The 14,104-nt window shown below is 70.1% G+C and carries 10 protein-coding genes; 7 read left to right on the top strand and 3 right to left on the bottom strand.

Annotation, left to right across the window (positions count from 1 at the left end; translation table 11 throughout):
* Both sucB and HNV26_RS34205 read left to right on the top strand, forming a co-directional pair.
* The coding region (gene sucB, locus HNV26_RS34200) for a dihydrolipoyllysine-residue succinyltransferase (protein WP_171452962.1) at nt 1-724 on the top strand (724 nt) is incomplete at its 5' end.
* A 157-nt stretch (nt 725-881) separates the two neighbouring features.
* Nucleotides 882-1,088 carry a cold-shock protein gene (locus tag HNV26_RS34205; RefSeq protein WP_011555986.1) on the top strand — a complete coding sequence of 69 codons (207 nt, stop codon included), beginning with the start codon at nt 882-884 and terminating at the stop codon, nt 1,086-1,088.
* Between the two features lie 102 nt (nt 1,089-1,190).
* Here the strand turns inward: HNV26_RS34205 and HNV26_RS34210 are convergent, their stop codons facing one another.
* On the bottom strand, nt 1,191-3,395 hold the full coding sequence (locus HNV26_RS34210; protein WP_171445321.1) for a S9 family peptidase: 2,205 nt from the start codon (nt 3,393-3,395) through the stop codon (nt 1,191-1,193).
* A 120-nt stretch (nt 3,396-3,515) separates the two neighbouring features.
* Between HNV26_RS34210 and HNV26_RS34215 the strand changes: the two genes are divergently transcribed.
* Complete coding sequence (locus tag HNV26_RS34215; RefSeq protein WP_171445322.1) at nt 3,516-4,292, top strand: UPF0489 family protein; 777 nt, start codon at nt 3,516-3,518, stop codon at nt 4,290-4,292.
* A gap of 13 nt (nt 4,293-4,305) precedes the next feature.
* Here HNV26_RS34215 and HNV26_RS34220 read toward each other — a convergent pair whose 3' ends face one another.
* Nucleotides 4,306-6,090, bottom strand: a complete 1,785-nt coding sequence (locus HNV26_RS34220; protein WP_171445323.1) for a BamA/TamA family outer membrane protein — start codon at nt 6,088-6,090, stop codon at nt 4,306-4,308.
* Nucleotides 6,091-6,226: 136 nt separating this feature from the next.
* On the opposite strand from HNV26_RS34220, the gene HNV26_RS34225 reads away from it, so the two are divergent.
* Nucleotides 6,227-7,489, top strand: coding sequence for an endonuclease (locus HNV26_RS34225; RefSeq protein ID WP_171445324.1), 1,263 nt, complete (start codon nt 6,227-6,229; stop codon nt 7,487-7,489).
* On the opposite strand, the gene HNV26_RS34230 is transcribed toward HNV26_RS34225, so the two are convergent.
* Nucleotides 7,486-8,355, bottom strand: coding sequence for an ABC transporter substrate-binding protein (locus tag HNV26_RS34230; RefSeq protein ID WP_171445325.1), 870 nt, complete (start codon nt 8,353-8,355; stop codon nt 7,486-7,488). The genes HNV26_RS34225 and HNV26_RS34230 overlap by 4 nt on opposite strands.
* 269 nt (nt 8,356-8,624) lie before the next feature.
* Between HNV26_RS34230 and HNV26_RS34235 the strand changes: the two genes are divergently transcribed.
* Genes HNV26_RS34235 through HNV26_RS34245 form a run of 3 tightly spaced genes read left to right on the top strand, consistent with a single transcriptional unit; the run spans nt 8,625 to nt 13,992 of the window.
* Entirely contained in the window at nt 8,625-10,259 is a 1,635-nt protein-coding gene (locus tag HNV26_RS34235) for a serine/threonine protein kinase (protein WP_171452963.1), read from the top strand.
* Entirely contained in the window at nt 10,259-12,781 is a 2,523-nt protein-coding gene (locus tag HNV26_RS34240) for a TonB-dependent receptor domain-containing protein (RefSeq protein ID WP_483598395.1), read from the top strand. Before HNV26_RS34235 ends, HNV26_RS34240 begins: the two co-directional genes overlap by 1 nt.
* Complete coding sequence (locus tag HNV26_RS34245; protein WP_171445358.1) at nt 12,778-13,992, top strand: hypothetical protein; 1,215 nt, start codon at nt 12,778-12,780, stop codon at nt 13,990-13,992. The genes HNV26_RS34240 and HNV26_RS34245 overlap by 4 nt, the downstream gene beginning before the upstream one ends.
* Nucleotides 13,993-14,104 lie beyond the last annotated feature (112 nt).

Genomic DNA, 14,104 nt, shown 5'->3' on the forward strand with positions numbered 1-14,104 from the left:
GCCCGCCGGCCCCCGCCCGAACGCCGCCCGCGAGGAGCGCGTGCGGATGACGCCGCTGCGCAAGCGCGTGGCCGAGCGCCTCATCCAGGCCCAGTCCACCGCCGCCATGCTCACCACCTTCAACGAGGTGGACATGGGCGAGGTGATGGCCCTGCGCAAGAAGTACAACGACAAGTTCCAGCAGAAGCACGGCGTGAAGCTCGGCTTCATGAGCTTCTTCATCCGTGCCTCCGTCGAGGCCCTCAAGGCCTTCCCGCAAATCAACGCGGAGATTGACGGTGAGGACGTCATCTTCAAGCACTACTACGACATCGGCGTGGCCGTCAGCGGCAGCCGCGGTCTGGTGGTGCCGGTGGTGCGCAACGCGGACAAGCAGGGCCTGGCGGAGCTGGAGAAGTCCGTGGGCGAGCTGGGCACCAAGGCGCGCAATGACAAGCTGGCCCTGGCCGACCTCCAGGGTGGCACCTTCACCATCACCAACGGCGGCATCTTCGGCTCCATGCTGTCCACGCCCATCCTCAACCCGCCGCAGACGGGCATCCTGGGCATGCACAACATCGTCGACCGCCCCGTGGCCCGCGACGGCCAGGTCGTGATTCGGCCCATCATGTACATCGCGCTCACCTACGACCACCGGCTGGTCGACGGCCGCGAGGCCGTTCAGTTCCTGGTGCGCGTGAAGGAGTGCATCGAGGACCCGGAGCGGCTGCTCCTGGACGTCTGACTTCAGGCCCGGCATCCGGGCAAGACTTGCATTCCGGGCGGCCGGCTGGACTTCCAGCCGGCCGTTTCACTACAACTGGGAGTGTCTCCCGGTTGTCGGGGGGCGGGAAGAACGGGCGGCTCTCCTCGCGCCGCCCCGCAAGACTGAAGGACGTGCAATGGCAACCGGTACCGTGAAGTGGTTCAACGACGCGAAGGGCTTTGGCTTCATCACCCAGGACGGCGGCGGTGAAGACGTGTTCTGCCACCACACCGCCATCAACATGGACGGCTTCCGCACCCTGGCCGAAGGCCAGAAGGTGGAGTTCGAAGTCACCCGTGGCCCCAAGGGCCTCCAGGCGCAGAACGTCCGCGCCGCCGGCTAACGCGTCCGTCAGCCACTCCCACCGGACTGGCCGATGACAAGAGGCCCGGCCCCACCACCTGGGGACCGGGCCTCTGGTTATTCAAGCCCTGGGCCGCGCGGCCTACAGGTGGCGCTTGAAGTGGTCCATGACGCGCTCCCATTGGCGCTCGGTGACGAGCGGGTCGGGCACCATGTGCGTCAGGCCGCTCAGCGGCAGCAGGTCATGCGGCTTGCCGGCGCGGAAGAGCGCGTCACTCAGCTTCAGCGTGTGGAAGAAGTAGACGTTGTCGTCCGCGGTGCCGTGGATGAGCAGCAGCTTGCCCATGGGCTTGTCCTGCTGCGCGTACGTGAGCAGCGAGCTCTTCTCGTAGGCCTCCGGGTTCTGCTGCGGCACGCCCAGGTAGCGCTCGGTGTAGTGGGTGTCGTAGTCCAGCCAGTCCACCACCGGGGCGCCGGCCACGCCGGCCTTGAAGACGTCCGGGCGCTTGAGCACGGCCAGCGCGGACATGTACCCGCCGAAGCTCCAGCCGGAGATGCCCACGCGGGACAAGTCCAGCTCCGGGACTTCCTTGGCCAGCGCCTGGAGCGCGGCGACCTGGTCCTCCAGCGTGACGCCGGAGAAGTCGCCCTTCACCTCGCGCTCCCACTTCGCGCCGCGCAGCGGGGTGCCGCGACCGTCAATCTTCACCACGAGGAAGCCCTGGTCCGCCACCCACTGCGACATCAGGTGCGCGGCCATGCTCTTGTGGACCACGGTGGTGGTGGGGCCGCCGTACACCTCGACGATGACGGGCAGCTTCTTGCCGGGCTTGAAGTCCCGCGGGCGCACCAGGGACGTCCAGAAGCGCTCGGGGCCCACCTGCCGCTGCTCCACGTTGGGCGTGTAGGGCGGCTCCTTCGCCACCGAGGGCAGCTCGCCCACGGTGGTTCCGTCCGCGCGCACCACCTGCACCCTGGGCATGGACTTGAGGCCCTGGCCATTCATCACCATCAGCCCGCCGCTCTTGGACACCGAGCCCGACTCGATGTCGAGCCCCGTCGTCACCTTCTCCGGCGCGCCACCGGCCTTCACTCGCCACAGGTGGCTCTGCGTGGGGTTGGGGCCGCCGTTGAAGTAGAGCGTGTCATCCTTCTGGATGTAGCGCGCCAGCGAGCGGAAGCCCGCGTCCGGCTTCACCAGGGTGCGCACCCGCGCGCCGTCCGCCTTGCGCAGCTCCACCTCCGGGCCGCCGTTGCGCTCCGTGTACCAGAGGAAGCCGCTGCCATCCTCCAGCCACAGCGGGAAGACCTGCTCCAGGTTGAGCCAGGCGGCGTCCTGCTCCGTCAGCAGCTCCCGCGACTTGCCCGTGCGCGTGTCCACCGCGAGCAGCTTCTGCTCGGTCTGCTCCCGGTTCTGCACCAGCGCGGTGAGCGGACCGCCCTTGGGCCACGTCACGGTGGCCAGGTACGGGTACTTCGCCGCGTCCCACTGCGCCCACACGGTCTTCCCACCGGTGACGGGGGTGATGCCCAGGCGCACCTTCGCGTTGGCCTTGCCGGGGCGCGGGTACGCGAAGTCCTCGCCGCCGCGCTCGGGGTGCATCACGTCGACGATGGTGAGCTTCTCCACCTCCGTCGTGTCCGCCTCCGTGTACGCGATGGACTTCGCGTCCGGGCTCCACCAGTAGCCGGTGAAGCGCCCCATCTCCTCCTGGGCGACGAACTCGGCCACGCCGTGCGACTTCGCCTCGGTGCCGCCCTTGGTGACGCGGTGCTCGCGGTTGGCGGCCACGTCGATGCGGTACACGTCGTGGTCCCGCACGTAGGACACCTGCTTGCCGTCCGGGGAGAAGCGCGGATCCAACGTGCCCGGGCCCGTCTTCAGCTCCGTCACCTTGCCGCTGGCGCGGTCCACCACGTAGAGGCGGCCGGACAGGGGCACCAGCAGCCGGTTGCCGTCCTCGGACAGCTGGTAGCTGGTGAAACCCCGGGCGCTGACGCGCATGCGCTCACGGCGGGCCTTCTCTTCGGGAGTGAGCGTCTCCTCGGCGCCCTTGAGGATGGCCTCGGGGGTGAGCAGCTCCTGCGTCTGCCCGCTCTCCACGTCGAACGCGTAGAGCGTCTGCACGTTGGACGTGGGCTGGGTGCGCAGGAAGAGGATGCTCTTCTCGTCGGGGGAGATGCGCACGCCGCCGGGCCGGCCGCTCATGAAGCGGCGCGTCTCCGAGAACTGGCGCAGGAAGGGGTCTTGCGACCGCTGCGTCTTGGACATGGTCAGGGGCTTCTGCTCCTGGGCGGAGGACGAAGCGCTCGCAAGCAGGAGCGCGGCGGTGAGGACGTGGCGCATGCGTCGTCGAATCCCCGCGGGAAGGGCGGGGCTCCTTTCGTGGAAAGGTGCGGGACAGCCTACACTCGGCGGCCTCGCGGCCGGAGCAAACGCCTGGCGTGCTGGAGGATTCCCGACGCAATGGAAACGGAAGACGACGCCCCGCGGCACCTGCGCCTGGCCGGCATCATCCGACTGGGGCTGGGCGGAGGACGGGGCCCCCGAGACGCCTACGTGTTCGACCCGCACCGGCTCGCCCTCCCCGCCTGGGCCTGCGCCCTGGGCGACACGGAGGGCCCCGCCCTGCTGGTGACGCTGGACCGGCATCTGGACACCGTGATGCCCCGGGCCCCCGCGGCCGTGCCGGACCGGACGGCCGGGCTGCGCGCGCTGGATGAACATGCCCGCTGGGCGCTGGACGTGCGCAACTACGACCACATCCTCGCGGCCATGGAGGCGGGGCTGGTGGGAGACGCGCTGCTGATTGCACGCACCCGCCCCCGCGGCGCCTTCGCGGGCGACACCTACGTGGACACGCGGGGCCGCGCGCACCGGCTGGTGGCGGTGCCCACCGTGGACCGGGCGGCGGAGGCCTACAGCCGCCCTGCCCCCGGCGACGCCGTGCGCGACGTGCTGGACGCGGCCGGCCGGGTGCTGCTGGACGTGGACCTGGACTGCTTCACGTCCCTGAGCGACGCGGACCCGACGACGGTGCTCCCCTGGCCCCAGCAGGTGATTCGCGAGTTCCTGCTTCCAGAGGACTCGGAGCCCTTCTGGGACGCGGTGCTGCGAAAGACGGTGGCGCTGACGCTGGCGCGCGAGCCCCACCACTGCGGCGGGCTGCTCGCGTCCGGGGACTTGTTCCAGGACGCGGCCCAGGTGCTGTTCCGGGAGCTCTTGCGCACCGAGCCCCCGTGAGCCGCGCAGCGCGCTACAGCGGCGTCTCCATGAAGTTGGGCCGCACGTCCGTCATCTGCCCGCCCGCGAAGGAGAAGCGGCTGCCCACCGGCGGCCGGGCGTCGTTGAGCACGTAGCCGAAGTCCACGCGGAAGGGCAGGACGTTGAACTGCGGGAAGAGCAGCCGCAGGCCCATGCCCACCGTGTGCACCATGGAGGGCCGGTCATTGAAGGCGCTGCCCGAGTCCCAGAAGAGCACGCCGCCCAGGTGCACCGTCTTCACGACGATGGGGCGGCTTCGGTACTCCAGGTTGAAGAGCAGGAGCCGCCGGCCGGAGTACGCGTCCGCGCCCGCGCCGCGCAGGCCGTTGGCGCCGCCCAGCAGGTGGATGCGGTCGAACAGGTCGTCGATATTCACGTCCAGCAGCCCGCGCGCCACGAAGCGCCCGCCCAGCACCTTGGGCGACACTTCCATCAACTCCGCCGCCCAGCGCCGGTTGGTCCACGCGCCCCCAGGCCCCAGCGGCCGGCGGACGGAACCCGACAGGGAGGCGGTGGTGAGCGTGTCCCCCAGCCGCAGGCGGTAGCGCAGCGCCAGCCCGCCTTCGACGAAGTGGCTCTGTTCGCCGAACACCGGCGGCGCGTAGCGCAGGGTGGCCGCCACCCAGTGGCCCATCTGGAAGTCCTCGGCCAGGACGTACGAGTCCACGTCCCGCAGCACCTCGTAGCGCGCGTCGAAGGCGCGCAGGCTCAGGCCGACATAGCCGGCGTCCTCGGCGCGCGGCAGGTAGTTGCGGTTGAACCACTCCGACTGCTCCGGGGACAGGCCGGACGCCAGCGGCGCGCCGTAGGCGTAATGGTAGGCCCCCACCGTGCCGCCCACGTTCCACTTGTAGCGGGTGCCCATCGAGCGCGTGTACGTGAGGCCGCCCACCACCTCTTCGGTCCGGTAGATGTAGGGCACCGCGGGCCCGCCCGGGAATGGCAGCTGCCAGATGGACGCGCCCCGGTAGACGCGGTTGGTCTCCACGTTCCAGGAGACGGAGGCGCTAGCGCTCCACGGCGTGGACAGCGAGTACAACGGCCGACTCACCGCGAGGCTGCCGCGCGAGCCTTCCGTCTTGCCCGTCTCCCGCCCTTGGATGACCGCGATGGACTCGCTCAGCGACCAGCGGCTGCCCAGCACGCGCGGGTCGGTGTAGCTCTGCCCCAGACTGAGGGTGTCCTGCCGCAGCACGAAGTCCACGGCGATGCGCTTGCCGCGCCCCAGGAAGTTCTGCTCCGTGCCCTGCAGCTTCAGGTACTGGAGCAGCGAGCCCACCGCCGCGAAGTCACTGTTGAGCCGCAGCGACCAGATGTCCTTGGTGACGGCCATCAGCGCCACCGAGTCCGGCGTGCGCCCCTTCACCGCCACCAGGCGGACCATGGAGAACAGGCGCAGCCCGCGCAGGTTGCGCGCCGTCTCCTGGGCGAGCACCTCCGAGTACGGCGCCCCCACCTGGAGCAACACCTCGCGCCGGACGACGTCGTCCCGCGTCCGGGCATGGAAGAGGTTGAGGAAGTCCGGGAAGGGGTCGATTTCGGCCACCACGTCCTCGGTGGCCACCAACACCTCTTCCAGAATCTTGCCCTCCGGCGCCGGCTCCAGAACCCGTCCATGCCGGGCCAGGGCCTCGTCAATCAGCGCGTCCTCGTAGTTGTCGATGGCCGACGCGAGCCCCTCCGCCGGCGCGCCAGACGACGCTTCCGACGAGGAAGGCGCGGCCGCGAGAGACATGGCGACGAGCAACACAGGCAGCGAAAGCGGCACGCAAGGCATCCTGTCATGAGCCGCGGCATGGCCCCCTGGACAATGCCGCGCTCTGTCACATCGCTGGATTTCCAGCTTTCACGGTCGCGTCGAAAATATACATGGGGGAAGCAACCGCGAAGCCCACTGGGTGGATAATGACGGCATGACCAGCGTCGTCGGCCCCCGCCGCTCGCCCCTCTCCGCTCGCCCGACCACCGAAACCGCCCGTGAGACGACGTCCACTCCCCGGACGACCTCCGCCGCGGCCACCAGCTCGTTCCAGCCCGCGCGGCCGGGACTCGAGGGCGCCACGCCTTCGATGCTGACGAAGCTCGGCGCCGTCTTCGTTCCCCAGACGCCCACCGCGACGCAGGCGGCGGCCTCCCACCTGAAGGCCGCGGCCGGTACACCGGCGGCGTCGCTGGTCCACAGCACGAGCCCCAACGCGGACATCAAGGACCACACCACCATCGAGAGCACCATCGACGTCCCCGAGGACGCCACGGTGGAGTCGCTCAAGCTCAACCTGGACATCGAGCACACCTACCGGGGCGACCTGAAGGTGACGCTGACCTCGCCGTCCGGCAAGAGCGCGGTGGTGTCGAACCGCAAGGGAGGTTCGTCGGATGACCTGACGGGCGCCTTCGACCTGTCCGCGTTCAAGGGCGAGCCCACGAAGGGCACCTGGACGCTGGAGGTGCAGGACGCGGCGCGCGGCGACACCGGCACGCTGAAGTCGTGGGGCCTGGACATCGCCCCGAAGACGCCGGTGACGGAGCCCGAGGCGCCGGAAGAGCCCGAAGGTGGCCTCTTCGAGGGCCTGCGCGACGGCGCGCTGCTGGACGCGCTCCAGGACTATGCGTCCGGCAAGAAGGTGGTCAGCTACAACGAGGCCCGCCGGCTGATGTTCTCCAGCCTGGACGTGAACGAGAACGGCAACGTCGTCTGCGTCTACACGGGCGCCGAGGTCAAGGGCGGCAAGATTCCCAACAACTCGGTGATGAACACCGAGCACACCTGGCCCCAGTCGAAGGGCGCCACGGGCGCGGCGAAGAGCGACCTGCACCACCTCTACCCCACCGACAGCAAGGCCAACTCCCGGCGCAGCAGCTTCCCGTTCGGCGAAGTGGTCAACGTGCGGTGGAGCCAGAACGGCGCCAAGCTGGGCACCGACGCGCGCGGCAACATGGTCTTCGAGCCGCCCGACGCCCACAAGGGCAACGTGGCGCGCGCGATGTTCTACTTCTCCGCCACCTACAACAAGGCCATCCCCAACGACGAGGAGGCGGCGCTCAAGGCGTGGAACAAGCTCGACACGGTGGACGCCGCCGAAATCGAGCGCAACCGCCGCATCGCCAACATCCAGGGCAACTCCAACGCCTTCGTCGAGGACTCGGCGCTCGCGGACCGCGTGAAGGACTTCTAGGCCCCCGCGGAGCGCAGCTCCCCATCGCGCAGGGGCGGCAGCTTCTCGCCCCGCGCCACCGCCGCGACGATTTTCGCCAGCCGGTCCACGCCGTCCGACAGGGCGGCTGGCCCCGGCTGGAGGATGAGCGAGCTCTTCACCTCGTAGAGCTGGTCATCCACCACCGCCCGGACCCCGGTCCACCCGGGGCGGGCGACGATTTTCTCCCGCTTCGCCTTGCGCCCGCACCAGCTGGCGATGACGCCCTCCGGGTCGCGCCGCGCCACCTCTTCCGGCGCGAAGATGCGGCCCTGCGCCCCCTGCGACGCGCGCGACTCCCGGCACACGTCCACGCCGCCCACCAGCTCCACCAGCTCCGAACACCAGCGGATGCCGGAGATGAGCGGCTCATGCCACTCCTCGAAGAAGATGCGCGGCCGGCGTGGAAGCGACTCCGCCGCGTCCGCGTGCCGCTCCAGGTTCGCGGTCAGCTCGGCGGCCAGCGCCTCCGCGGCCTCCGGCCGCCCCACCAGCGCGCCCGTCAGCCGCACTGACTGCAGGATTTCCGCGAGAGAGCGCTGGTTGAACAGGTAGACGGGCACGCCCCGCTTCGCCAGCTCGCGGCCGATGTCCGCCTGCAAGTCGGAGAAGCCCAGCACCAGGTCCGGCTTCAGCTCCAGGATGCGCTCGAAGTTCGCGTCCAGGAAGGAGCTGACCCGCGGCTTCTTGCGCGCCTGGGGCGGACGCACGGTGAAGCCGGACACGCCCACCACCAGGTCCTCCGCGCCCAGGCGGTAGAGCACCTCCGTCGTCTCCTCGGTGAGACACACGACGCGGTGGGGATAGGGCGGCGCACCGGAGAGCAGCTCGGACAGGCGGGCATTCATGCGGGACCGCACCCTAACGCGGCCACCGCCGCGCTACGTGTCCGTAGCACGCGCCCATGCGCGTGTGCCGGGCATTCACCGCACTCCCAGTCACGACACGGCGAACGGGTGTCACCTGGGAAACGTTGTGGCGCCCGAGCCGGATTCTCGGCCGGTGGCGCACTGCGCCAACCCGGCGGGTCGCTTGGGAGGTGGACGATTGCAGTGTTAGCATCTGCCCTCATGTGCGACCGGCGTGTCACGTGCCTCACCGGTCGGTGGGGGCAGTCATGATGGAGAGCAACGCCCCGACGAATGGCGCCCCCCCCGACGTCGCGGACCCGATGCTGGGCCGGGTCCTGAACGAGCGCTTCCGCATCCTGGAGACGCTTGGCGCCGGAGGCATGGGCCGCGTCTACAAGGCCGTGCAGTCACCGCTGGACCGGCTGGTGGCGCTCAAGGTGCTCAATCCGCAGTACGGAGAGGGCAAGGACCCGGGCTTCCAGAAGCGCTTCTTCCTGGAGGCCAGCGTCACCGCGAAGCTGCGCCACCCGAACACCGTCACCGTCATCGACTACGGCAAGACGGAAGACGGCATCTACTACATCGCCATGGAGTACCTGGAGGGGCTGACGCTGGGCCAGCTCCTCACGCAGATGGGTCCGCTGCCGTGGCCACGCGCGCTCAACATCACCCAGCAGATCGCCCGCTCGCTGCGCGAGGCGCACAAGGTCGGCCTCATCCACCGCGACCTCAAGCCCGCCAACGTCATGGTCCTCAATCAGGAGACGGACCACGACGTGGTGAAGGTGCTCGACTTCGGCCTGGTGAAGTCCTTCATCGGCGACGCGGCGCCCGTGTCACAGGACACGTCCATCACGCAGGCGGGCATCATCCTGGGCTCGCCGCAGTACATGGCGCCGGAGCAGGCGCGCAACATCGCCGACCCGCGCAGTGACGTGTACAGCCTGGGCGTGGTGCTCTATCAGATGCTGATGGGGCGGCCGCCCTTCCTGGCCGCGCAGAGCATCGACGTCATCGTCAAGCACATCAACGAACTGCCGCCCGCCTTCGGCGCGCTCTACCCCAACCATGGCATCCCCGGCGAGGTGGAGGCGCTGGTGATGAAGTGCCTGGCCAAGACGCCACCGGAGCGCTACCAGTCCATGGACGAGGTGATGGAGGCCATGCGCCGCACCATGTCCACGGTGGGCGTCAGCGGCGCCTTCAGTGGCGCACGCTTCGCGGGCGCGGGCATCAGCGGCGTCGGTGGCAGCGGCCCCATCAGTGGTCCCCACGGAAGTGGCCCCCACGGAAGTGGCCCCCACGGCGCGGCCGGCTCCGGTCCCGCAACCGTGGCGCTGGACATCTCCGTGGAGGAGGCGCCGGTCAAGGGCCGCAAGCCGCTGGGGATGATCCTCGGCGGTGGTGCGCTGCTGGTGGGCCTTGGCGTGGCCCTGGTGGTGGCGATGCGCCCCACCCCGCCCGTCGAGCCCGTCGTCCCACCGACACCGCCCACCACCGCCCAGGCCGCGCCCGAAGCCAACGCGCCCGAGGCCGCCCTCCCGCCCGCGGAGTCCGCGGAGGGTGCGTCCGACGAGGAGCTGGCCCTGGCTCCGCTGACGCGCCCCACCGTGAAGCCGGTGCGCTTCCTCATCGTCAGCGACCCCCTGGGCGCGCGCGTGACGTACCAGGGGCAGGACGTGGGCGAGACGCCCCTGAACCTCGAGGTGGCTCCGAATGCCAGCGGCGTCGCGGAAGCGGCGCTGACCTTCACCCTGGACGGCTACCAGCGCGCCCGCGCCGTCGCCAGGGGCGCGGGCCCCGAAGAACGCTTCACGCAAAAGCTCCAGCCCAAGAAGAAGGCGAGCACGCGGCCTGGAAAGGCCCCAGACTCGTCGCCCTACAAGGACGACCCGTACTAGTGAAAACCCTGACAGCCTTCAAACGAGCGGGCCTCCTCGCGATGTGTCTGTGCGCGGGGGAGGCCCTGGCGGACGCGCGCCTCGAGGCCCGGCGCCACTTCCGCAGCGGCATGAGCCTCATCGCCCAGAAGCAGTACGACGCGGGCATCGCCGAGCTCGAAGCCGCCTACGCCATCAAGCCGCACCCCAACGTCCTCTTCAACATCGCCCGCGCCTACCAGGACTCGGGCCGTTCGAAGTCGGCGCTGGAGGTGTACCAGCGCTACCTCGCCAGCAATCCGCCGGACGCGGCCTCCGTGCTGCCCACGGTGGCCGCGCTGGAGGAGAAGCTGAAGGCCGAGGAAGCGCAGGCCGCCGCCGCGCAGGACCCGTCGTCGGTGCCCATGCCCCCGCCCCCCGCGGGCATGCAGTCGCAGCAGCAGCTGAGCGCGCTGCTGGAGCGGCTGGAGAAGGCCATTGAACGGGCCGAGGCCATGCCCGTGGGGAGCGCCACCATTCCCGGCCTGACGCCCACCGGCGTCGCCTCCGCCGGCGCGGGCGACACGGCCGGCGGCGAGGACCTGGGCGCGGTGCCCTACGAAGAGCGCGTGGTGACGGCGAGCCGTCGCGCGCAGTCCTCGCTGGACGCGCCCAACGCCACCACCGTCATCACCGCGGAGGACATCCGCCTGTCGGGCGCCACGTCGCTGCCGGAGCTGCTGCGGCGCGTGCCCGGCGCGGACGTCATGGCCCTGGGCGTGGGCAGCGCCAACGTGTCGCTGCGCGGCTTCAACCAGCGCATCGCCAACAAGGTGCTGGTGCTGGTGGACGGCCGCACGGAGTACCAGGACTTCCTGGGCCTCACCATCTGGTCCTCCATCCCCATCAGCCTGGAGGAGATTGAGCGCATCGAGGTCATCCGCGGCCCGGGCAGCGCGCTGTACGGCGCCAACGCCATGCTCGGCGTGGTCAACATCATCACCCGCGCGCCCGGCACCGGACCGCGCGCGCAGTTCAACGTCACCGGCGGCACCGGCAACACCGCCGCGGGCTCCTTCGTCAGCCACGGCGGCTCGGGCGCGATGCGCTACCGGGCGGCGGCGGGCTATTCGCAGACGGACAAGTGGAGCCGGGACTACGCCAGCGGCCTGCCGGACGTGACGCTGCGCGGCCCCGACCCGGACCTGGGCGCTCGCGGCGCGCGCGCGTCGCTGTCCGCCGTGTACACCTTCGCCGAAGGGCGCCAGGTGGGCCTGTCCGGCGGCGTGAATCGCTTCACCACGGAAATCTATCCGCCGGGCCTGCTGCGCAACTACTTCATCGACGGCGTCAACGCCTTCGCCAAGGGCGACGTGGAGCTGGGGCCGCTGAAGCTGAAGACGTTCTGGAACCACATCTCCAGCGACGCGGGTCCCCAGTATGAAGCCACGGGCCAGCGCTCGCTGGTGACGTCGCTCAACTCCAACCTCTTCAACGCCGAGCTGCTCTTCGCGCGTGACTTCGAGCTCGCGGGCACGCACCAGCTCAACATCGGCGTGGAGGGCCGCCTCAAGCGCGTGGACTGGGGAGACTACCTGGGCCCGCTGCGCGAGCAGGTGCACGCGGCCTTCTTCGTCCAGGACGAGTGGCGCATCGTGGAGCCGCTGGCGCTGGTGGCCAGCTACCGCGTGGACCGGCACCCGCTGCTCAACCTGGGCAGCCCGGGCCTGGCACACTCGCCGCGCATCTCCGCGCTGTTCAAGCCTTTCGAAAACCACGCCTTCCGCGCGAGCGCGGCCTCCGCCTTCCGCGAGCCCACGTTCCTGGAGAGCTACACGCAGCTGACGGTGCCCGTGCCGGGCATCAACGGCGTCAGCACGCTCACCACCGGCAATCAGCAGCTGCGCCCCGAGCGCCTCACCGCCTTCGAGCTGGGCTGGCGCGGCGAGTCCCCGGAGCTGGGCATCGACCTGGACGTGGCCGTGTACCAGAACACGGTGAGAGACCTCATCGGTCTGTCCGGGGTGTCGCGGCTGCCGCCGGGCCAGTCGTATGACCCGGGCACCGGTTCGTACCTGCTGGGCAGCTCGTCCTTCCAGAACGAGGACGCCATCTACACCGCGCGCGGCGCCGAAGCGGGCGTCACCCTGGCGCCGGTGGACGGCCTGGGACTGAAGTTGAGCGCGTCGCTGCAGGACGTGACGTCGGACCGCGAGTCGGCGGCCGAGTGCGGCCCGTGCAACCAGGCGCCGCAGTTCCGGCTGTACGGCGGCCTCACCTACCGCTCACGCGCGGACCTGGAGTTCGGCGTGGACGCGGCCTACACGTCCGCCTCCACCTGGATTGAGCGCGAGCCCGCCGCCGCGGACCCCACGCGCATCGAACTGGTGTCCAACCCGCTGCGCGCCTACACCGTGGTGAACGCGCGCGTGGGCTACATGGCCGTCAAGGACACCGTCACCGTCGCGCTGGTGGGCAGCCACCTGGGCGGCGCGCATTCCCAGCACCCCTTTGGCAATCGCATCGAGCGGCGCGTCTACGCGACCCTGACGGTGACTCCATGAGCCGCCCTACCCTGTCCTCCTGGAAGCGGGCCGCTGGTGGCCTCGCCCTCGCGTCCGTGCTCGGGCTCGGCTGCGACGCACCGCCCGTGGTTCCCACCGCCGACGTGCGGCAGAACACGCGCAACGCGCGCATCGACGGCAACCTGGTGGTGCAGTCACGCGCGCGTGGCAACGCGGTGGTGTTCCTCTACGACGCGGACCGGCCCCCGCCGCCGCAGGGCACCGGCCGCCCCATCACCTTCACCGTCGTCCCCGCCGAGCAGCTCTTCGGCCCGGCGCTGGCGGGTGACACGCCCGGCCCCTTCGTCGCGCCCTTCAGCTTCAGCCTGGTGCCCGCGGGCCGCTACATGCTCCGCGGCTTCATCGACGCGAACGGCTGCGGCTCGGACGCGGGCGCGGACTGCCGCCGGTCCGACTTCAACCCCTGGTACGGCGTCACCAACGAGCCCAACGCGGGGGACGTGGGTGGCGCGGCGGTGGACGCGACCGGCAGACCGCTCACGGTGGAAGTCGTCGCGGACGCGGACGGCCAGCCGCAGCCCCTCACCGGCGTGGCGGTGAGCATCTCCGACACCGCGCGCGTGCCGAGGGACCGGCCCACGTTCCAGGTGGTGCAGGGAGACGGGCAGCTGGGCAGCTCGGTGAAGCAGCTGCGCCTCCAGCCGCTGTCCCTCCACGACGGCGCGGTGGACCAGCGCCCGGAAGGCTTCGCCGTCAGCTACCTGGACGCAGACAACGACGGCACCGCCGATGGCTTCTGGCCGCGCGTGGTGGTGCGCAAGCTGGCGGACAACGCCAGCAACCTGGTGGACGAGAACGACCTGGACCGAGATGGCGTCCCGGATGACACCGGCGTGGACTACGCCCGCGCCGATGGTTCCCAGGACGGCGTACCGGATATCGTCGTGCTCAACGCGCGCCTGGTGCCAGACAGCATCATCGCCGCGCTCACCGACGAGAACGGCAACCCTCGCATGGAAGGCGCCGTCGTTCCGGAGCTGGTGGTGGAAGTGCGACCCCAGGCACTGGATGCCCGGGTACCTACCAACCCCGTTCCGCTGCGTGAGCTGCCCCGAGGTCGCTACGCGGTGGTGTTGATCCAACCCAGTGGGCAGACATGGCGTGTGCCGAATGAACTGGCACCCCCCCTCGCGTCTGGACTGGGGCTTCCTGCTGTGGAAAGTCAGGCTTTCTTCCTGGAGGTTCCCTGATTGGCGGTGCTTTGACTTCGGACGCTCCATCCGCCAACATGATCGCCGTTCCCCGGGGAACTGCCCCAATTGAGGTTGATGATCCGATGAAGGCCGGAACCCTCCCCGAGCC

It is taken from the genome of Myxococcus xanthus (assembly GCF_013116825.1).
Taxonomy (GTDB): domain Bacteria; phylum Myxococcota; class Myxococcia; order Myxococcales; family Myxococcaceae; genus Myxococcus; species Myxococcus xanthus_B.

Coding starts and splice junctions, on each gene's coding strand:
- HNV26_RS34205 (WP_011555986.1), top strand. CDS start 882: ATGGCAACCGGTACCGTGAAGTGGTTCAACGACGCGAAGGGCTTTGGC.
- HNV26_RS34220 (WP_171445323.1), bottom strand. CDS start 6,090: ATGCCTTGCGTGCCGCTTTCGCTGCCTGTGTTGCTCGTCGCCATGTCT.
- HNV26_RS34215 (WP_171445322.1), top strand. CDS start 3,516: ATGGAAACGGAAGACGACGCCCCGCGGCACCTGCGCCTGGCCGGCATC.
- HNV26_RS34210 (WP_171445321.1), bottom strand. CDS start 3,395: ATGCGCCACGTCCTCACCGCCGCGCTCCTGCTTGCGAGCGCTTCGTCC.
- HNV26_RS34235 (WP_171452963.1), top strand. CDS start 8,625: ATGATGGAGAGCAACGCCCCGACGAATGGCGCCCCCCCCGACGTCGCG.
- HNV26_RS34245 (WP_171445358.1), top strand. CDS start 12,778: ATGAGCCGCCCTACCCTGTCCTCCTGGAAGCGGGCCGCTGGTGGCCTC.
- HNV26_RS34225 (WP_171445324.1), top strand. CDS start 6,227: ATGACCAGCGTCGTCGGCCCCCGCCGCTCGCCCCTCTCCGCTCGCCCG.
- HNV26_RS34230 (WP_171445325.1), bottom strand. CDS start 8,355: ATGAATGCCCGCCTGTCCGAGCTGCTCTCCGGTGCGCCGCCCTATCCC.